General features: G+C 64.1%; 14 protein-coding genes and 3 pseudogenes. 5 read left to right on the top strand and 12 right to left on the bottom strand.

The annotated features are described in order from the left end of the window. The 4 genes and pseudogenes from QMX85_RS17005 to QMX85_RS16990 all read left to right on the top strand — a co-directional run. Nucleotides 1–221: pseudogene (locus QMX85_RS17005) on the top strand (histidine ammonia-lyase); the annotation flags it as partial. Continuing rightward, the gene (locus QMX85_RS17000; RefSeq protein ID WP_282342803.1) at nucleotides 214–639 is read left to right on the top strand and encodes an acyl-CoA thioesterase; all 426 of its coding nucleotides are present in this window, start codon (nucleotides 214–216) and stop codon (nucleotides 637–639) included. The pseudogene QMX85_RS17005 and the gene QMX85_RS17000, both read left to right, overlap by 8 nt. Next, on the top strand, nucleotides 636–1,229 hold the full coding sequence (locus QMX85_RS16995) for an outer membrane lipoprotein carrier protein LolA (protein ID WP_282342801.1): 594 nt from the start codon (nucleotides 636–638) through the stop codon (nucleotides 1,227–1,229). Before QMX85_RS17000 ends, QMX85_RS16995 begins: the two co-directional genes overlap by 4 nt. Then, nucleotides 1,213–2,445 (top strand): annotated as a pseudogene (locus tag QMX85_RS16990) (hypothetical protein); the annotation flags it as partial. The gene QMX85_RS16995 and the pseudogene QMX85_RS16990, both read left to right, overlap by 17 nt. A 3-nt stretch (nucleotides 2,446–2,448) precedes the next feature. On the opposite strand, the pseudogene QMX85_RS16985 reads toward QMX85_RS16990, so the two are convergent. Further along, nucleotides 2,449–2,838: pseudogene (locus tag QMX85_RS16985) on the bottom strand (LysR family transcriptional regulator); the annotation flags it as partial. Between the two features lie 118 nt (nucleotides 2,839–2,956). Between QMX85_RS16985 and QMX85_RS16980 the strand changes: the two are divergent. Further along, nucleotides 2,957–4,225 (top strand): MFS transporter, encoded by a 1,269-nt coding sequence (locus QMX85_RS16980; RefSeq protein WP_282342799.1) that lies wholly within the window; start codon nucleotides 2,957–2,959, stop codon nucleotides 4,223–4,225. 73 nt (nucleotides 4,226–4,298) lie between these two features. On the opposite strand, the gene hemE is transcribed toward QMX85_RS16980, so the two are convergent. The 11 genes from hemE to QMX85_RS16925 form a co-directional block, all read right to left on the bottom strand. Beyond that, nucleotides 4,299–5,366, bottom strand: a complete 1,068-nt coding sequence (hemE, locus tag QMX85_RS16975; RefSeq protein WP_282342797.1) for a uroporphyrinogen decarboxylase — start codon at nucleotides 5,364–5,366, stop codon at nucleotides 4,299–4,301. Between the two features lie 93 nt (nucleotides 5,367–5,459). After that, a complete protein-coding gene (locus QMX85_RS16970; RefSeq protein WP_282342795.1) occupies nucleotides 5,460–6,572 on the bottom strand; it encodes a glycerol dehydrogenase in 1,113 nt (370 codons plus the stop codon). Nucleotides 6,573–6,713: 141 nt separating this feature from the next. Further along, a complete protein-coding gene (locus QMX85_RS16965) occupies nucleotides 6,714–8,132 on the bottom strand; it encodes an FAD-dependent oxidoreductase (protein WP_282342793.1) in 1,419 nt (472 codons plus the stop codon). A gap of 102 nt (nucleotides 8,133–8,234) precedes the next feature. Beyond that, complete coding sequence (gltB, locus tag QMX85_RS16960; RefSeq protein ID WP_282342791.1) at nucleotides 8,235–12,683, bottom strand: glutamate synthase large subunit; 4,449 nt, start codon at nucleotides 12,681–12,683, stop codon at nucleotides 8,235–8,237. 234 nt (nucleotides 12,684–12,917) lie between these two features. Next, nucleotides 12,918–14,543 (bottom strand): AAA family ATPase, encoded by a 1,626-nt coding sequence (locus QMX85_RS16955; protein ID WP_282342790.1) that lies wholly within the window; start codon nucleotides 14,541–14,543, stop codon nucleotides 12,918–12,920. A gap of 6 nt (nucleotides 14,544–14,549) precedes the next feature. Then, complete coding sequence (aroB, locus tag QMX85_RS16950) at nucleotides 14,550–15,656, bottom strand: 3-dehydroquinate synthase (RefSeq protein WP_282342788.1); 1,107 nt, start codon at nucleotides 15,654–15,656, stop codon at nucleotides 14,550–14,552. A gap of 47 nt (nucleotides 15,657–15,703) precedes the next feature. Beyond that, nucleotides 15,704–16,222: a shikimate kinase AroK gene (gene aroK, locus QMX85_RS16945; protein WP_282342787.1), complete on the bottom strand. Its 519-nt coding sequence runs from the start codon at nucleotides 16,220–16,222 to the stop codon at nucleotides 15,704–15,706. 4 nt (nucleotides 16,223–16,226) lie between these two features. Beyond that, complete coding sequence (gene pilQ / locus QMX85_RS16940) at nucleotides 16,227–18,398, bottom strand: type IV pilus secretin PilQ (RefSeq protein ID WP_282342785.1); 2,172 nt, start codon at nucleotides 18,396–18,398, stop codon at nucleotides 16,227–16,229. A gap of 49 nt (nucleotides 18,399–18,447) precedes the next feature. Then, a complete protein-coding gene (gene pilP, locus QMX85_RS16935; protein WP_090225670.1) occupies nucleotides 18,448–18,975 on the bottom strand; it encodes a type 4a pilus biogenesis lipoprotein PilP in 528 nt (175 codons plus the stop codon). Further along, a complete protein-coding gene (gene pilO / locus QMX85_RS16930; protein ID WP_282342781.1) occupies nucleotides 18,972–19,595 on the bottom strand; it encodes a type 4a pilus biogenesis protein PilO in 624 nt (207 codons plus the stop codon). The genes pilP and pilO overlap by 4 nt, the downstream gene beginning before the upstream one ends. Continuing rightward, nucleotides 19,592–20,164: a PilN domain-containing protein gene (locus QMX85_RS16925; RefSeq protein WP_282342779.1), complete on the bottom strand. Its 573-nt coding sequence runs from the start codon at nucleotides 20,162–20,164 to the stop codon at nucleotides 19,592–19,594. The genes pilO and QMX85_RS16925 overlap by 4 nt, the downstream gene beginning before the upstream one ends.

The raw sequence follows: 20,164 nt of genomic DNA, 5'->3' as shown, positions 1-20,164 counted from the left end.
TGAGCGAGCAGGTCGCCGCCGCGGCGCTGCCCGCCGCCAACCACGGCGTCTGGCTGCGCACCGGCCAGGCCGACTCACGCCCGCTGCCGGCGGCGCTGGCGAGCATGCGCGAGCAGCTCGCCAGCGACTTCGCGCCGGTGATCGAGGACCGCGCGCTGGAGACCGAGCTGCGCCTGTGCCTCACCCACATCCGCAACCGCCACTGGGGGCTGTATGCGTAAGGACGGCGTACTGCAAAGCGAAATCGAGGTGCTGGTGCCGTTCTTCGACGTCGACTCGATGGACATCGTCTGGCACGGCCACTACGTCAAATACCTGGAGGTCGCCCGCTGCGCGCTGCTCGAGCGCATCGGCCACAACTACCAGCAGATGCGCGACGCCGGCTACGGCTGGCCGATCATCGACCTGCAGCTGCGCTACGTGCGGCCGGCGCGCTTCAACCAGCGCATCAGCGTGCGCGCCGACCTGGTCGAGTGGGAAAACCGCCTGAAGATCAACTACCTGATCCGCGACGTGGAAACCGGCGAACGCCTGACCCGCGCCAGCAGCGTGCAGGTGGCGGTCGAGATCGCCAGCCGGGAAATGCAACTCGCCTCGCCGGCGGTGTTCGTCGACGCCGTGCGCAGGGCGCTGGCATGAGACGCCTGCTGCTGGCGACCGCGTTGTCGCTGCTCCCGGCGCTGGCCCAGGCGTTCGGCCTGGAACAGCTGGCGGCGCAACTGGGCAAACCCGCGGTGGTGCGCGGCGAATTCGTTCAGCAGAAGTTTCTCCGCGCCCTGGAAAAACCGCTGACCAGCCGCGGGGAGTTCGTCCTGGCCAAGGGCCACGGCCTGCTCTGGCTGTTGAAGACGCCGCTGCAGCAGGATTACCGCATCGACGAACAGGGCATCGCCCGGCGCGAGGCCGGCGGCTGGCAGGCGATCCCGCAGCGCAGCGCCAGCGCCCAGCAGAACCGCCTGTTCCTCGCCGTGCTGGGCGGCGACAGCAGCGGCCTGCAACGGGATTTCGAGCTGGCCCTGCAAGGCGATGCACAGCACTGGCAGCTGACCCTGACCCCGCGCGCGCTGCTGCTCAAACAGATCTTCAACAGCATCCGCATCGACGGCGGCGCGCTGGTGCAGCGCATCGTGCTGGACGAAACCCAGGGGGACCGCACCGAACTGCTGCTGCAAAACAGCGTCGCGGCCGATGCCCTGTCCGATCGGGACCAGCATGATTTCACCGATTGAGCGACGCGCCCCCCGGGTCTTTCTCGCCGGTCTGCTGATGCTCCTCGCGCTGGGCGCCTGGCAGTGGCGAAACGGCGCGCCACTGAGCACCGACATCCTCGAACTGGTGCCCGGCAGCAGCCGCGACGCGCTGCAGAAAAGCGCCGAACAGCGCATGCAGGAGCCGCTGAATCGCGAATTGCTGGTGCTGGTCGGCTACCCGGAGCGCGACCGCGCGATCGCCGCTGCCGCGCGACTCGCCGATGCCTGGCGAGCCGGTGCGCTGTTCGAGAAGGTTCAGACCGGCGTTCAGGCCGACCTGCCGGCGCTGCGCGAGCAACTGCTGCGGGGCCGCCTGGCGCTGCTCGGCGCGACCACCCGCGAACGCCTGATCGACAACCCGAAGGCCTTCATCGAACAGCGCGTGCAGCAGCTCTTCGACCCCTTCGCAGGTTTCGGCCTGATCGCCAACCAGCAGGACTGGCTGGGCCTGGCCGCCGCCATCGCGCAGCAGCGTCCGGCCAGCGCCAACGTGCAGCTGGACCTCGGCAGCGGCGCGTTCTTCGCGGAAGCGGACGGCCTGCAATGGGCGCTGCTGCGCGCGCGTACCCGCGCCGATGCCTTCGACATGAACGCACCGCTGGAGGCCGCGCGACTGGTGGCCGAGGCCCGCGCCCAGGTCACGGCGGACGGCGGGCGGCTGGTCGCCGCCAGCGGCCTGCTGTACGCCGCCGCCGCCCAGCAGCAGGCCACCCGGGAAATCACCTGGGTCGGCGGCGGCGCGACCGTCGGCGCGCTGCTGCTGTTGCTGCTGGCCTTCCGCCGGGTTCGCGTGCTGCTGGCGTTCCTGCCGGTGGTGGCCGCGCTGCTCGCCGGCTGCGTCGCCTGCGTGGCGCTGTTCGGCCATATCAACGTACTCACGCTGATGCTGGGCAGCAGCCTGATCGGCGTCGCGTCGGATTACCCGCTGCACTACCTGTCGAAGAGCTGGGGCGCGCCGACCTGGCGCAGCTGGGACGCGGTGCGCGCCACGCTACCGGGGCTCAGCCTGAGCCTGGCGACCAACCTGATCGGCTATCTGGCGCTGGCCTGCACGCCGTTCCCGGCGCTGACCCAGGTCGCGGTGTTCTCGGTGGCCGGGCTGCTGGCCGCCTACCTGTGCTCGATCTGCCTGCTGCCGGCGCTGCTGAACGGCTTGCAACTGCGCCCGCGGCGCTCGCTGCTGCGCCTCGCCCAGCTTGCTGCTCATCTCCTGCAGGTTGAGGTGAACGGCGGGAAAGGCCTGGCGGAACGCGTGGATCGCCCTGGGGATACGGGTGCTGAACGGCGCCGACGAGGTGAAGCCGATCTTCATCTCGCCCAGTTCGCCGAGCTGCGCACGGCGCGCGACATCGGCCGCCTTGTCGACCTGCGCCAGCACCAGACGCGCCTCCTCGAGGAACAGCCGGCCCGCCTCGCTGAGCTCGACCCGACGATTGGTACGCTCGAACAGGCGCGCCCCCAGCTCCTGCTCCAGTGCCTGGATCTGCTGGCTGAGGGGCGGCTGGGAGATGCCCAGCAGCTCTGCGGCGCGGCCGAAGTGCAGTTCCTCGGCCACCGCGATGAAGTAGCGCAGGTGACGCAGTTCCATAGCGCGCTCCAATTAAGTCGTTTCAGATATCAAACAGGTCGAATGATATATTGGATGTAATCGTTAGCCACCTATATTCTTTTCCTGCCAATCCTTCATTCGCCCCCTTGAGGTACCCGTGAAAACTGCTGTCGCGTCGCCCGCCTTGTCGTCCGTGGCTGTTTCCAGCGCCGTCCAGAGCAGCGAGATCTACATCGAGAAGAACACCCCGATGTTCATGCGCACGGTGCTGGCGCTGTTCTGCGGCGGCTTCTCCACCTTCGCACTGCTCTATTGCGTGCAGCCGATGATGCCGATCCTCTCCCACGAGTTTTCCATCAACGCGGCGCAGAGCAGCCTGATCCTTTCGGTTTCCACGGCGACGCTCGCCATCGGCCTGCTGATCACCGGCCCGCTGTCCGATGCGCTCGGGCGTAAACCCGTGATGGTCGCGGCGCTGTCCGCCGCCGCGCTGTTCACCATTGCCAGCGCGCTGATGCCTACCTGGCAGGGCGTGCTGGTGACGCGCGCGCTGGTCGGGCTTTCCCTCAGCGGGCTCGCGGCCGTGGCGATGACCTACCTCAGCGAGGAAATCCACCCGCAGCACATCGGCCTGGCGATGGGCCTGTACATCGGCGGCAACGCGATCGGCGGGATGTCCGGGCGGCTGATCGCCGGCGTGCTGATCGATTTCGTCAGCTGGCACACGGCGATGCTGGTGATCGGCGTGCTGGCGCTGACGGCGGCTGTGGTGTTCTGGAAGATCCTCCCCGAGTCGCGCAACTTCCGCGCCCGCTCGCTCAACCCGCGCAGCCTGCTGGACGGCTTCACCGTGCATTTCCGCGACGCGGGCCTGCCCTGGCTGTTCCTCGAGGGCTTCCTGCTGATGGGCGCCTTCGTCACGCTGTTCAACTACATCGGCTATCGCCTGCTCGCCGAGCCTTACCACATGAGCCAGGCGCTGGTCGGGCTGCTCTCGGTGGTCTATCTGTCGGGCATCTACAGCTCGGCGCAGATCGGCGCGCTGGCCGACAAGCTGGGCCGCCGCCGGGTGTTCTGGGCGACCATCGTGCTGATGTCCGCCGGTCTCGCACTGACCCTGTTCACCGCGCTGCCGCTGGTGGTGATCGGCATGCTGACCTTCACCTTCGGCTTCTTCGGCGCGCACTCGGTGGCGAGCAGCTGGATCGGCCGCCGCGCACCCAAGGCCAAGGGCCAGGCGTCGTCGCTGTACCTGTTCAGCTACTACATCGGTTCCAGCGTCGCCGGCACCCTCGGCGGGGTGTTCTGGCACGCGGCGGGCTGGAACGGCATCGGCCTGTTCATCGGGACGCTGCTGATGATCGCTCTCGGCGTGGCCATCCACCTGGCGCGCCTGCCGGTGCTGCCGGGCAACCGCAACCGCTGATCGGCAGCGCAACGCAAAACGCCCGGCAGATGCCGGGCGTTTTCGTTTCAGCGTCCCTCGCGGAGGGGAACTCTTAGGCGTGGTACTGCGCGGACAGCTCGTGCACCGCCTCGAAGAACGCCCGCGCGTTCTCTGGATCGACTTCCGGGGTGATGCCGTGGCCGAGGTTGAACACCTGCCCTTCGCCGTGGCCGTAGCGGGCGAGGATGCGCCCTACCTCGGCGCGGATCGCCGCCGGGTTGGCGTAGAGCACGCTCGGGTCCATGTTGCCCTGCAGCGCCACCTTGTCGCCGACGCGGGCGCGGGCGCTGCCGATGTCACAGGTCCAGTCCAGGCCGAGGGCCTCGGCGCCGCTGTCGGCCATCGACTCTAGCCACAGGCCGCCGCCCTTGGTGAACAGGATCACCGGCACGCGCCGGCCCTCGTGCTCGCGGATCAGCCCGTCGATGATCTGCTTCATGTAGGCCAGGGAGAACTCCTGATAGGCCGCCGCCGACAGGCTGCCGCCCCAGGAGTCGAAGATCTGCACGGCTTGCGCGCCGGCCCTGATCTGCCCGTTGAGGTAGGCGGTGACCGAGCGCGCCAGCTTGTCGAGCAGCGCGTGCATGGCCTGCGGGTTGTCGTAGAGCATCGCCTTGGATTTGCGGAAGTCCTTCGACGAGCCGCCTTCGACCATGTAGGTCGCCAGCGTCCAGGGGCTGCCGGAGAAGCCGATCAGCGGCACGCGGCCGTTCAGCTCGCGGCGGATGTTGCGCACCGCGTCCATCACGTAGCCCAAGTCCTGTTCCGGCTCGGGAATCGGCAGCGCTTCGATGTCGGCCATCGAACTGACGACCTTCTTGAAGCGCGGGCCTTCGCCGGTCTCGAAGTACAGGCCCTGGCCCATGGCGTCGGGAATGGTGAGGATGTCGGAGAAGAGGATCGCCGCGTCCAGCTGCGGGTAGCGGTCCAGCGGCTGGATAGTGACCTCGCAGGCCAGCTCGGGGTTCTTCATCAGGTTGACGAAGTTGCCGGCCTTGGCGCGCGTGGCCCGGTACTCGGGCAGGTAGCGGCCGGCCTGACGCATCATCCATACCGGGGTAACGTCCACCGGTTGCTTGAGCAGGGCACGCAAGAAGCGATCGTTCTTCAGGACAGTCATGGGGTCATCCGGGAAAAAAGTGCGGGCATTTTCGCAGAGCGCAGGGCAAAAGGCACGGCGGGTGCCGTGCCTTTGCGTTATGCGGTATCGGGTTCAGTGTACGGCGGCGGCCGCCAGGGCCTTGCGCCGGCGACCTTCGGCGTCCGCGGTGCGCATGGCGCCGAGAACGGTCTGGGCGTCGACCGGGAAGGGTTCGTTGTGGATGCTCTCCCCGACCGCGCAGGCCAGCTCGGCGGCGCGCAGCAGGTAGGCATCGTCGACGTCGTGCAGGCCGATGTCGGCCAGGGTCACCGGCAGGCCGATGGCGATGCAGAAGTCGTAGACCTCATCGATCTGCGCCGGCGCGCTGTCGCGCAGCATGAGCATGCTCAGCACGCCGAAGGCGACCTTCTCGCCGTGCCAGTAGGCGTGGGTCTCGGCCAGCGCGGTGAAGCCGTTGTGGATGGCGTGCGCCGCCGCCAGGCCGCCACTCTCGAAGCCGAGACCGGAAAGCAGGGTGTTGGCCTCGATGATGTGTTCCAGCGCCGGCGTCACCACCTGCTGGCGGCACGCCTGCAGCGCCAACGGACCGTACTCGAGCAGGGTGTCGTAGCACAGCCGTGCGAGGGCGAAGGCGGTACGCGGGCCGGGGCGACCGGTCATGTTGGCGGCCCCGCGGATGCGGCAATCCTCGGCCTCGAACCAGGTCGCCATGGCGTCGCCCATGCCGGCGACGAGGAAACGCGCCGGGGCCTGGGCGATCACCTGGCTGTCCACCAGCACCAGATCGGGATTGCGCGGCAGCACCAGGTAGCGCTTGAACGCCCCCTCGGCGGTGTAGATCACCGACAGCGCGCTGCACGGTGCATCGGTGGAGGCCAGTGTCGGTACCACGGCCACCGGCAGGCCGAGCTCGTGGGCCAGCGCCTTGGCGGTGTCGAGCGCCTTGCCGCCGCCGATGCCGACGATCGAATCCGGACGGCGCGCCTCGGCGAGGCCGACCAGCCGGGCGATTTCCTCGTCGCAGCATTCGCCGGTGAAGCGCACGCGGTGGAAATCGATCCGCTCGCTGGCGGAGGCGTCGAGTTGCGCGCCGAGGTTGTCGTCGGCGAAGGGATCGAGCAACGCCAGGCTGCTGCCGCCGAATCGGGCCAGCTCTTCACCGAGTTGCGCGAGCGCGCCTCGACCCTGGACGTAACGCGAGGGGAAAATGGCGGTGGTGAGCATGGCGAGACTCCTGGACAACGGGGGATGTCGTCACTCTAGGGGAACGCCGCTGGCGGGGTTTTGCGTCAGGTCAGCTTGGCGCGGCATCGCGTCGCGCCTGCTGCCGGAAGGGCGCGAGCTGAGCGCTCGCGCCGCGCGGGATCAGACTTCCAGGTAGTCGAGGATGCCCTCGGCGGCCTGGCGACCCTCGAAGATCGCGGTCACCACCAGGTCGGAACCGCGGACCATGTCGCCACCGGCGAAGATCTTCGGGTTGCTGGTCTGGTGCTTGAACTGCGACTGCTCGGGAGCGATCACCCGGCCCTGGCTGTCGGTGCGGATGTCGAACTGCTCGAACCAGGGCGCCGGGCTCGGGCGGAAGCCGAAGGCGATGACCACGGCATCGGCCGGCAGGACTTCCTCGGAACCCGGAATCGGCTCCGGGCTGCGACGACCACGGGCATCCGGTTCGCCGAGACGGGTCTCGACCACCTTCACGCCTTCCACCTTGTCCTCGCCGACGATGGCGATGGGCTGACGGTTGAAGAGGAACTTCACGCCCTCCTCCTTGGCGTTCTTCACTTCCTTGCGCGAGCCAGGCATGTTCTCGGCGTCGCGACGGTAGGCGCAGGTCACGGCCTTGGCGCCCTGGCGGATCGAGGTGCGGTTGCAGTCCATCGCCGTATCGCCGCCACCGAGCACCACCACGCGCTTGCCCTTCATGTCGACGAAGTCCTCGGGGGACTTCTCGAAACCCAGGTTGCGGTTAACGCTGGCGATGAGGAAGTCGAGCGCGTCGTGGACGCCTGGCAGGTCTTCGCCGGGGAAGCCGCCCTTCATGTAGGTGTAGGTGCCCATGCCCATGAACACCGCGTCGTACTCGGCGAGCAGCTCGTCGATGCTGACGTCCTTGCCCACCTCGGTGTTCAGGCGGAATTCGATACCCATGCCGGTGAAGACTTCGCGACGATTGCTCAGCACGCTCTTCTCCAGCTTGAACTCGGGGATGCCGAAGGTCAGCAAGCCGCCGATCTCCGGGTTCTTGTCGAACACCACCGGGGTCACGCCGTTGCGCACCAGCACGTCGGCACAACCGAGGCCGGCAGGGCCGGCGCCGATCACCGCGACGCGCTTGCCGGTCGGTTTGACCTTGGACATGTCCGGACGCCAGCCCATGGCGAAGGCGGTATCGGTGATGTACTTCTCCACCGAGCCGATGGTCACCGCGCCGAAGCCGTCGTTCAGCGTGCAGGCGCCCTCGCACAGGCGGTCCTGCGGGCACACGCGGCCGCAGACTTCGGGCAGCGTGTTGGTCTGGTGCGAGAGTTCGGCGGCGGCGAGGATGTTGCCTTCCGAAACCAGCTTCAGCCAGTTCGGGATGTAGTTGTGCACCGGGCACTTCCACTCGCAGTACGGGTTGCCGCAACCCAGGCAACGGTGCGATTGATCGGCGGCCTGCTGCGGTTTGAACAGGTCATAGATCTCGACGAATTCCTTCTTGCGCTGGCGCAGCAGCTTCTTCTTCGGATCCTTGCGGCCGACCTCGATGAACTGGAAGTCGTTGTTCAGACGTTCAGTCATTTCAAAACCTCTTTTCAGCAGCGCCGAACCTGGGCCGCGCTGCGAGACGATCACGGTGAGCCGGCAAGCCCCGACGGGGGCTTGCCGCTTGGAGCGGCGTTCTTATTGCGGGTTCGCCCGGGTACTGGAAAGCAGCGAACCAAGGCTCGCCGCCTTCGGCTTGACCAGCCAGAACTTGCGCAGGTAGTCGTCCAGGTTTTCCGAAAGGTTGCGTCCCCATGCACTGCCGGTTTCCTGCACGTACTCGGCGAGCACGCGCTGCAGGTGGCTGCGGTAGGCTTCCATCGGTTCGTTGTTGATCCGCTGGATTTCCACCAGTTCGTGGTTCACCCGGTCGACGAAGGTGTTGTCCATGTCGAGTACGTAGGCGAAGCCACCGGTCATGCCGGAGCCGAAGTTGTAGCCGGTCTTGCCGAGAACGCAGATGAAGCCGCCGGTCATGTATTCGCAGCAGTGATCGCCGGTGCCTTCCACGACCGCATGCGCGCCGGAGTTGCGCACGCCGAAGCGCTCGCCCGCGGTGCCGGCGGCGAACAGCTTGCCGCCGGTGGCGCCGTACAGGCAGGTGTTGCCGATGATCGCCGACTCCTGGCTCTTGAACGCGCTGCCCTTCGGCGGCGTGATCACCAGTTGGCCACCGGTCATGCCCTTGCCGACATAGTCGTTGGCATCGCCTTCCAGGTACATGTTCAGGCCGCCGGCGTTCCAAACGCCGAAGCTCTGCCCTGCGGTGCCCTTGAAGCGGAAGGTCAGTGGCGCCGAGACCATGCCCTGGTTGCCGTGACGGCGGGCGATCTCACCGGAAATCCGCGCGCCGATGGAGCGGTCGCAGTTGCAGATGTCCAGCTCGAACTCGCCGCCGAGCTTGTCGGAAATCGCCGGCATGGCCATTTCCACCATGCGCTCGGCGAGCAGACCCTGGTCGAACGGCGGGTTCTTCTCCACCTGGCAGAACTGCGGTTTGTCGGCCGGAATATGCTCGCTGCCCAGCAGCGGGGACAGGTCGAGCTGCGCCTGCTTGTCGGTTTCGCCCGGCAGCATTTCCAGCAGATCGGTACGCCCGATCAGCTCGCCGAGGCTGCGCACGCCCAGCTTGGCCAGCCATTCGCGGGTTTCCTCGGCGATGAAGGTGAAGAAATTCACCACCATGTCGACGGTGCCGATGAAGTGGTCCTTGCGCAGTTTGTCGTTCTGCGTGGCGACGCCGGTGGCGCAGTTGTTCAGGTGGCAGATGCGCAGGTACTTGCAGCCCAGTGCGATCATCGGCGCGGTGCCGAAGCCGAAGCTCTCGGCGCCGAGGATGGCTGCCTTGATCACGTCGAGGCCGGTCTTCAGGCCGCCGTCGGTCTGCACCCGGACCTTGCCGCGCAGGTCGTTGCCGCGCAGGGTCTGGTGGGTTTCGGCGAGGCCGAGTTCCCACGGCGAACCGGCGTACTTGATCGAGGTGATCGGCGAGGCGCCGGTGCCGCCGTCATAGCCGGAGATGGTGATCAGGTCGGCATAGGCCTTGGCCACGCCCGCGGCGATGGTACCTACGCCCGGCTCGGCCACCAGCTTCACCGAGACCAACGCCTTCGGGTTGACCTGCTTGAGGTCGAAGATCAGTTGCGCCAGATCCTCGATCGAGTAGATGTCATGGTGCGGCGGCGGCGAGATCAGCGTTACGCCAGGAACCGCATAGCGCAGCTTGGCGATCAGGCCGTTGACCTTGCCGCCGGGCAGTTGACCACCCTCGCCCGGCTTGGCGCCCTGGGCGACCTTGATCTGCAGCACTTCGGCGTTGACCAGGTACTCCGGGGTTACGCCGAAGCGGCCGGTGGCGACCTGCTTGATCTTCGAGCTCTTCACGGTGCCGTAACGGGCCGGGTCTTCGCCGCCCTCGCCGGAGTTGGAGCGCCCGCCCAGGCGGTTCATCGCCTCGGCCAGGGCCTCGTGGGCTTCCGGAGACAGCGCGCCAAGGGAAATCCCGGCGGCGTCGAAGCGCTTGAAGATCGACTCCAGCGGTTCAATTTCCTCGAGCGTCAGCGGGGCGTCGGCGAGCTTGATCTTGAGCAGGTCGCGCAGCATCGACACCGGACGGCTGTCGACCAGTGCGGTGTACTCCTTGAACTTGGCGAAATCGCTCTGCTGCACGGCGGCCTGCAGGGTGTTCACCACGTCCGGGTTGTAGGCGTGGTACTCGCCGCCGTAGACGAACTTGAGCAGCCCACCCTGCTGGATCGCCCGGCGGTTGTTCCAGGCCTCCTGCGCGAGCAGTTTCTGTTCGGCTTCGATATCGACGAACCGCGCACCCTTGATGCGGCTGGATACGCCGCGGAAACTCAGCGCCACGACTTCGTCGGACAGGCCCACCGCCTCGAATAGCTGTGCGCCGCGGTAGGAGGCAACGGTGGAAATCCCCATCTTCGAGAGGATCTTCAGCAGCCCCTTGGAGATGCCTTTGCGGTAGTACTTGAAGACTTCGTAGAGGTCGCCGAGCACCTCGCCGGTGCGGATCAGGTCGCCGAGCACTTCGTAGGCGAGGAACGGGTAGACCGCCGTCGCACCGAAGCCCAGCAGCACGGCGAAATGGTGCGGATCGCGCGCGGTGGCGGTCTCGACCATGATGTTGCAGTCGCAGCGCAGGCCTTTCTCGATCAGCTGGTGGTGGACCGCGCCGACGGCCAGCGAAGCGTGCGCGGGCAGCTTGCCGGGGGCGATGTGGCGATCGGTGAGGATCAGCAGCACCTTGCCGCCGCGCACCGCTTCCTCGGCCTGGTCGGCGATGTTGCGTACCGCGGCTTCCAGCCCGATCGACTCGTCGTAGTTGAGGTCGATGATCTGGCGCTCGAAGCCTGGGCGTTCGAGGGTCATGATCGTCCGCCACTTGGCCGGCGACAGGATCGGCGTGCTGAGGATCGCCCGGTTGGCGTGGGACGCGTCCTCTTCGAAAATGTTGCTCTCGGCGCCCAGGCAGGTTTCCAGGGACATCACGATGGCTTCGCGCAGCGGGTCGATCGGCGGGTTAGTGACCTGCGCGAACTGCTGGCGGAAGTAGTCGTAGGTCGAGCGCACGCGCTTGGACAGCACCGCCATCGGGGTGTCGTCGCCCATCGAGCCGACCGCTTCCTGGCCCTGTTCGGCGAGCGGGCGCAGCACCTGGTCGCGCTCCTCGAAGGTGACCTGGAACATCTTCATGTATTGCTTGAGGTGGTCGCTGTCGTAGAACGGTGAGCCGTGGTCGTGGTCGTCCAGCGTCGCCTGGATGCGCAGCGCGTTCTCGCGCAGCCAGCGCTTGTAGGGGTGGCGCGATTTCAAGCGGCTGTCGATGTCGTCGGTCTGCAGGATCTGCCCGGTCTCGGTATCCACGGCGAAGATCTGCCCCGGACCGACCCGGCCCTTGGCGATGACGTCCTCGGGCTGGTAGTCCCACACGCCGATTTCCGAGGCGAGGGTGATGTAGCCGTTCTTGGTGGTCACCCAGCGCGCCGGGCGCAGGCCGTTGCGGTCGAGCAGGCACACGGCATGGCGGCCATCGGTCAGCACCACGCCGGCCGGGCCATCCCAGGGTTCCATGTGCATGGAGTTGTATTCATAGAAACCGCGCAGGTCGGAATCCATGGTCTCGACGTTCTGCCAGGCCGGCGGAATGATCATGCGCAGGCCGCGGAACAGATCCATGCCGCCGGTGACCAGCAACTCGAGCATGTTGTCCATGCTCGAGGAGTCGGAACCGACGCGGTTGACCAACGGGCCGAGCTCGTCGAGGTCGGTGATCGCCTCGTTGGCGAACTTGGTACGCCGCGCCAGCGCCCAGTTGCGGTTGCCGGTGATGGTGTTGATCTCGCCGTTGTGGGCGAGGAAGCGGAATGGCTGGGCCAGCGGCCATTTCGGCAGGGTGTTGGTGGAGAAGCGCTGGTGAAACACACAGATCGCGGTCTTCAGGCGCTCGTCGCTGAGGTCCGGGAAGAACGCCGCCAGGTCGGCGGGCATCATCAGGCCCTTGTAGATGATGGTGCGCGGCGAAAAGCTGCAGATGTAGTGATCGGTGTCCTCGGCATTGGCCACGGAAGAGCGGCGACGCGCGGAGAACAGTTTGACCGCGAAGGTTTCGTCCGACAGCCCCTCGCCCCCGATGAACACCTGCTCGATCTGCGGCAAACGCTCAAGCGCGAGACGGCCGAGCACGCTCGGGTCGATCGGCACCTTGCGCCAGCCGACCAGTTGCAGGCCGGCGGCGAGAATCTCGCGGTTCATGTTCTCGCGAGCGGCTTCGGCGCGGACCGGGTCCTGGTTGAAGAAGACCATGCCGACCGCGTATTGCTGCGGCAACTCGACGGCGAAATGCTCACGCGCCATCTCGCGCAGGAACAGGTCAGGTTTCTGTATGAGCAGGCCACAGCCGTCGCCTGTCTTGCCGTCGGCGTTGATGCCGCCACGGTGGGTCATGCAGGTCAACGCTTCAATGGCGGTTTGCAACAGATCGTGGCTCGCCTCGCCCTGCATGTGAGCGATCAGGCCGAAGCCACAGTTATCCTTGAACTCATCAGGATGATACAGACCTGCTTTCATAGGGACTCTCACCAGGCTGCCTTCTATAACAAGGCAAAAATGCTTTCAAATACAATCAGTTACCGAACGCGCAGGACGAGTCGCCAGCTTTGCGCAGGCAAAGGGAGGTCATTGTACATATCCACCCGGACGCTCACAAATCGTTAGTGGCGTGGCAGTGAATTTTAATGTCGCAATAACGTAGGAATAAGGCGGCGGGCCGTGATAGCGCCCGCCGTCTCTAACCGCCAGGAATCAGCGCGAAGCGCCCATTTCCTGCTGGATGCTGGCGAAGGTTTTCGGCCATGGCTTGCCGGCCTGAACCTTGGCCGGCAGCGTCTTGATAGCCGCCTGCGCCGCCGTGCGGGAGGGGAAGCTGCCATAGGTCACCACATAGAGTGGTTTGCCCTGGAAGACCTTCTTGAAATACCGGTACTGATCGCCGTTCGCCCGAACGAACGCCTGCGCACTGCTCTCCGACGCCGAGCCGAGGATCTGCACGGTAAACGCCGTGGCCGGCTGGGCCCGATACCAGTCCGCACCCGGCGATGCCGCGCTCGCCACCGCTGCAGGCTTGTCCACCTTCGCCGTGGCGGGCGCCGCAGGCTTGGTTGCCGCAGGCGGGTTGGAAACGGCCGCGGCGGGCGGCGTGGACTTGGGCTGCGTTACCGGAGCCGGGCTCGCGGTTGGCGCGGTCACTACCGGCGGCGCAGCGGCAACCGGCGGTGCAGGTACGGCGGCGATAGGCGCCGCGGCGCCCGGCTCGGGCAACGGCGCCGGACTGGGAACCTCGGTAGCCGTCTCGTCGCCATCTTCCGTAGCCGCCGCCTGAGCGAGAGGGCTGCGAATGACCGGCTGAGCCTCGCCCACCAGAGGCAACGGCAGCGGCTGGGAAGACCCCGAAAACTCGACGGCAGGATTGCCTTCCTGCGAAGCCCCCTGCTGCGCCTGCCCCGCCGGACTGCCTGCCGCCTGATCCTGAGGCGCCAGTGCAACGCCGGGAGCGGGTTCGCCAGGGGTCTTGCTGCCCTGCCCCTGCATCAACCACGCGGCCAGAACACCCACGAACACCACGACAAGGGCCAGAAGATGCTTCTTCGGCAACTTGAATGCGAAACCGGCGCGCTTGCCCGAGCCGCGCTGCGCCAGCATCGCCTCGATCAACGTCTCGCGCGCCACCTGGTTAATCGCACCCGGCCAACCTTCGGACTGGGCGTGGATATCGGCGATCTGATCGTCCGAGAGGACTTCGATTCCCTGCCCGGCGCCCTCGAGGCGGCGAGCCAGGTAGGCGCGCGTCTCCTCCTCTTCGTAGGGTTGCAGCTCGATGACGTGGAAGCACTCTTCCCCGCCGTCGCCCAGATCATCCAGACGCGCGATCAGCGAAGGCTCGCCGAATAGGAACACGTGGGCGCGGCCGTCGGCATTGCCCTGCGCCAGCGCCAGCAAGGCCTCGAGCGCATCCGGTTTGAGCGCTTCGGCATCGTCCACGAGCAGATAGACTTCCTGCCCGGTCAGCCCCAGCTGCACCACCTGCGACTGGATAGAGCGGGAATCGGCGGCCTGCATGCCCAGCCCCTGGGCCACCTGCCGCAACAGGCTGGCCGCATCCTCGGCGCCACGCGCGGAAACCACCACGCTGAGCACACTCTGCTTGTTGGTACTGGCGACCAGAGCCTGGCGCAAGAGGGTCTTGCCACTGCCTTCAGGCCCACTGACCACCAGAAGCAGCTGACTGTAACGCGCGAGGTGATGAAGCTGCCCCAACACCGGCTTGCGCTGGGCAGCGAAGAACTTGAACCCCGGCACCCGCGGTGCGAAAGGGTCGTGGCTGAACTGGTAAAAACCTAGAAACGCTTCATCGGCATGCAAACTGGTCATGAGCTCTCATTGTTCTCCGAGCTGGTCCACCAGGGCGCGGTAATTCGCGCTCAGGGTGGCGTGCAAAGTCTCATCAGGATAATCCGCCGTAACCACGGCTTCCCCCATCCGCCTCAGCAATACAAGGCGCATCTGCCCATCCAGAACCTTCTTGTCGACGGCCATGTGCTGGAGGAAATCGGCCGGGGTCATCTCTTCGGGCGGCACCACCGGCAGACCCGCCCGCTGGAACAGGCGAATCCCGCGATCGCGATCCTCCGTGGAAATCCAGCCAAGGCGCCGCGACATTTCCAGGGCCATCACCGTGCCCGCGGACACGGCCTCGCCGTGCAGCCAGGCACCGTAGCCCTTGTGGGTCTCGATGGCATGGCCAAAGGTGTGGCCCAGATTGAGGGTGGCACGAACCCCGGCCTCACGCTCGTCCGCGCCGACGATACGGGCCTTTGCCGCACAGGATTGCTCGATGGCGTACGTCAGCGCCTGCTGGTCGAGCGAACGCAGCGCATCCATATGCTCCTCGAGCCAGGCCAGGAAACCCTCGTCGCAGATCAGGCCGTACTTGATGACCTCGGCCAGGCCGGCGGAAAGCTCGCGCGGCGGCAGCGTGGTCAGCGTCGAGGTATCGATGAGCACGGCATTCGGCTGATAGAAGGCGCCGATCATGTTCTTGCCGAGCGGATGATTGATCCCGGTTTTCCCGCCCACGGATGAATCGACCTGCGACAGCAGCGTGGTCGGCACCTGGATGAAATCGACGCCGCGCTGATAGCAGGCCGCTGCAAAACCAGCCATATCGCCGATCACGCCTCCACCCAAGGCGATCACCGTGCAACGGCGATCGTGCCGGGCGGAAAGCAGGCCGTCGAAAATCAGCTGCAAGGTCTCCCAGGTCTTGAACGCCTCCCCATCGGGAAGAACGATGGCTGTCTGTGCGTAGGCAGCCAGTGCACGCTGCACCGATTCGAGATAAAGCGGCGCGATCGTCTCGTTGGTAACGATCGCCACCTTCTTGCCCGCAACATGACGGGCGAACAGTTCACCCTGAGTGATGAGCCCGGCGCCAACGTAGATGGGATAACTGCGATCAGCGAGGTCGACGTGAAGAGTCTGCATGAGGCCCCCGTAAAAAAGGCCAATAGGATAGCGCATCCGGCCGGAGTTTAATCCGGCCGCAACGCCTGCAAGCGCTCGAGTATTTCCTGAACGACCATCCGCGGCGGGCGCTGGTCGGTTTCGATGACGATATCGGCAATCTCGCGATAAAGCGGGTCCCGAATAGCCATCAGCTCTCGGAGCACCTTGCCAGGGTCGGAAGTGCGCAGAAGCGGACGATTCCGATCCCGGGCCGTACGGTTCAACTGCTGCGCAACAGAGGTGAAGAGATAAACGACATCGCCCCCAGCCTTAAGGACGGCGCGGTTGTCATCGCGCAGCACCGCTCCGCCGCCTGTCGCCAGCACCACGCCATTGAGCTCGCAGAGCTCCGCAAGCATCGAGCGCTCCCGCTCGCGGAAGCCCGGCTCGCCCTCGACATCGAAAATCCAGGGTATGTTGGCGCCACAGCGCTGCTCGATTTCCTTGTCGGAATCCTTGAAGGGAAGCCGCAGCTCTTTGGCCAGAAGCCGCCCGATGGTGCTTTTCCCAGCACCCATCGGGCCAACCAGAATCAGATTGCGCACAGCATCAACGACCCACCGCAATAGCCTGATTGTTCATGATGCGCGGAGTGAGGAAGACCAGCAGCTCGGATTTGGAGTCCTGCACTGTGTCGCGACGGAACAGTCGTCCGAGGTAAGGCAGGTCACCCAGGAAAGGGACTTTCTCGGTGCTCTTGGTTTGGGTGTTGGAAAACACGCCGCCAATTACAATTGTCTCGCCGTCACTCACAAGGACCTTGGCATTCACCTCGTTCTTGTTGATGGCGGGAACACCATTTGACGCCTCCGCATTGGTGAAGTCAGGCGCATCCTTGTTCACCTTCACCTCCATGATTACCCGATTGTCGGGGGTAATTTGCGGAGTGACTTCCAGCGATAGCGCTGCTTCTTTAAACGAGGTACTGGTGGCACCGCTGGAGCTGGCTTCCTGATAAGGCACTTCAGCGCCCTTGAGGATGCGAGCCGTTTCCTTGTCGGAAGTAACGACCTTGGGCTGGGATACGATTTCGCCGTTACCGGTCGCTTCCATAGCGGAAAGCTGCAGGTCCAAAATCACGTTGTTCGTAATGAAGCCAATACCTATCCCGGAAGTGCTGTTGCTAGCACCCAAGTCGACAAATGGGACAGGGCTACTACTGGAGCTAGAGCCAGAGCCAGAACCAGCGCTGCTAGTAGGCAACGTACATCCACCGGCAAAGGGACCACACCCACCCGTTCCACTTTCATTGATACCAATGTTTCCGTTCTGCCCGTAGCCAGTCCAGTTGCCTTTGCTCAAGGCACCACCCCAGCGAACACCCAGCGCCTTATCGTAATCGACGTTTGCCTCGACGATCCGCGCCTCGATCATGACCTGCCGTACGGGGATATCCAGCTGGGTAACGATTCGACGAAGCTCATCCAGACGCTCTTGAGTCTGATAGGCAATGATGTTGTTGGTGCGATCGTCCACGGTGATCGAGCCACGCTCGGGCGTAGAAGCCGCGCCCGCTTCGGAGCTGGTTACCGACTGGAACAGTTTGGCGATGTCAGACGCCTTGGCGTAGTTCACCTGGATCAAATCCCGACGTAGCGGAGCCAGTTCGGCGATTTGTTTTTGCGACTCCAACTCCTGACGCTCCCGAGCCGCGATCTCATCAGCCGGCGCGACCAGAAGCACGTTACCGATTTGACGTTTGTCCAGCCCTTTGGTCTTCAATACCAGATCAAGCGCCTGATCCCAGGGCACGTTCTGCAAACGAAGTGTGATGCTGCCCTGAACCGTATCGCTGGCCACGAGGTTCAAATCGGTAAAGTCGGCAATCAGCTGAAGTACCGAACGAACGTCAATATCCTGAAAGTTAAGAGACAGCTTTTCACCCGAGTAGGTGAATCTATCGCTCTTACGCTGCTCAACCTCTTCTTTTGCCAGCGGCTTGATACTGATGGTCAGCTTGTTATCAGTCTGATAAGCAAGATAATCGTAAAAACCCGTAGGCTCGATATTGATGCTGGTTTGGCCACCCTGTGTACTCGCACTTACAAACTGTACGGGGGTTGCGAAATCCTTGACATCCAATCGCACTCGTAGCGACTCGGGCAACTGGGTATTCGCGAAGTCCAGACGAATTTTTCCGCCCTGCTCCTGAATGTTCGGACTTACCGTTGGATCGGAGAGTGCAATAACCACATTCCCTTCGCCCTGATCACCACGCTGGAAATCGATCCCACTGATGGCCTTACCGGCCGGAGCGAAGGTTTTCGAAACAGGAGCAGCAGGCGCTTTGGAGCTGACAGGCGCCTGGACGGCGACCGGCTGGGGAACGGGAGCACCAAGAGCCCCTTCACCCACCACGACATACAGGTTATTGCCTTCAGCACGAGTGCTGTAGGGCACGAGAGTCGCCAGATTAACGATCAGACGCGTGCGGTCCTTCACCTCGACGACAGTGACGCTTCGCGCGTTGCCTACGCCGAGCTCCTTGTTCTTGGCACCCAACTTACTGCTGACACCGGGCAGATCGAGCGCAATACGGGCCGGTTGTTCGATGGTGTAACCGCGCGGGACTGGAACAGGCTCGTCAAAGGACAGCTTCAGCTCGACACGATTGCCCGGCAACGCCGCGACATCCAAACTCTGGAGATTGGCCGCCAACACTTCAGGCGCAATCAGAGCCGCCAACATTGATAGAGCTAGGCGCGAAAGTTTGCTGTTCATTCTCTGATTCCGTTGTGCTGACTGGCAATAATTCTTCATATCCCTGTCCCTATGAGCGTTCTTTTAGGGCCAGGCTACGCGGCCTTTCCAACCAGCCACCCTCTCCGTCTGGAACGACTTCCACAACTTCGATCGCGTTCTCGTTGATGGCCACAATCCGTCCGTTGTTTCTTCCGAGGTAGTCCCCTACACGAATTCGATGGACTCCACCGGCACCCCGGACCAAGGCAAACATCCCACCCTCGTTGGAAAGCGTGCCGACCATTTCGAACGTTTCGATATTGAAGCCTTCAAGGAACTGCTTGACCCGTGTTTCGTCCGGCTTGATGTCCTTGGAGCCCTTCTGCTGCCGAGCCAGATCGATCTTCACCGGCGGCTGGAATGGACTGCGCATGGCAGCAGCGCTGTAGGTGAAGGCCTCGTAGGGCTGAAATTTGGGCAACGGCTCGATAGAACCCTTCGGCCTCGCGCGAACCTCGTCCATGTAGTTCTGCAAATCGCTGAAGTCGTTGCTGACACCGCAACCCGCGAGAACCAGCACCAGAGCGGTGCCTACAAAAAGATGGGGGCTTTTCATTTCTGTACCCCGGTCTCGTTGTAACGATAGGTCTTGGCCAAGATGCTCATGCGCAACTTGTTGGGGCTGGCAGCGCTCACCGGCTTGATGTCGAAATCGTGCAACGTGACGATCCGCGGCAAGCTGGCGACACCGCTCACGAACGTCGCCAAATCGTGATAAGCGCCCACTACCGTAATTTGTATGGGAAGTTCGATATAGAACTGCTGCGCGGCCTCCGGAAGCAATTTGATCTCCTCGAATTCCAGCCCGCTGCCCAGCCCAGTGCGCGTAATGTCCTCAAGCAAGCCAGGGACTTCAGTATCGCTGGGCAACTGCCTGAGCAGGGCGCCGAAGGAAACTTCCATTTCCTTCATTTGCTCCTTGTAGGCTTCCAGGTTGGCGGACTGGAATGCCTTGCTGGAGAACTGCTCCTTCAACGTCAGCTCTTCGCTACGCTGCTGGTCGAGATCGGCCTGAAGATCCTTGAGATGGAAGTTGTAACCAAGCGCCAGAACCGCAACCAGGAGCAGGAAACAGGCTATTGCCTTGACTGGCGCCGGCCATGAACCCAGGTTGTTCAAATCCAGATCGCCCAGATCCACCTTGCGCAAACTAGCCAGGGAATCGGCAAGACTCATTTCGCGGCTCCTTCCACATCAGCTTTGGGCTGGGTCTGCTGCACCGTCAGCTGGAAGACGTTCGCCTGATCAACTTCCCCGGCGGTCACAGCCTTTACTTCCGTGAGGTTCGGCGCCGTGAGCCATTGCGAGGAATCCAGATTGCGCATTAGGTTGGAGACTCGATTGTTGGATTCAGCAGCCCCGGTGATAGCGATCGTCGAGCCGTCCATTTTCAGCTCGGTGAAATACACACCTTCCGGCAACGTACGAACAAGCTGATCGAACACTCGGCCGATGATCGGACGATTCCCCTGCAGGTCCTGAATGATCTTCATCCGCTCGAGCAGTTGCTGGCGACGGGTCCTCAGCTCTCTGATCTCCGCGATCCTTGCATCAAGCAGGGAGATTTCCGTGCGCACATAGTCGTTGCGGGCACGCTGGTTCTCTATCGCGGAATCCAGGTACTGGGAGGCCAGAAAGACCGCGCCACCAGCCACTAACAAGACACCACCCAAGGTAACGAGGAAGCGCTGCTTGCGCTCTTCGCGAAGCTGCTCGCGCCAAGGAAGTAAGTTGATCCGTGCCAT

It is taken from the genome of Pseudomonas sp. PS02288 (genome assembly GCF_029959715.1).
GTDB lineage: Bacteria > Pseudomonadota > Gammaproteobacteria > Pseudomonadales > Pseudomonadaceae > Pseudomonas_O > Pseudomonas_O kuykendallii.
The sequence above is the reverse complement of the archived record's forward strand: the minus strand, read 5'-3'. Positions and strand labels throughout refer to the sequence as shown.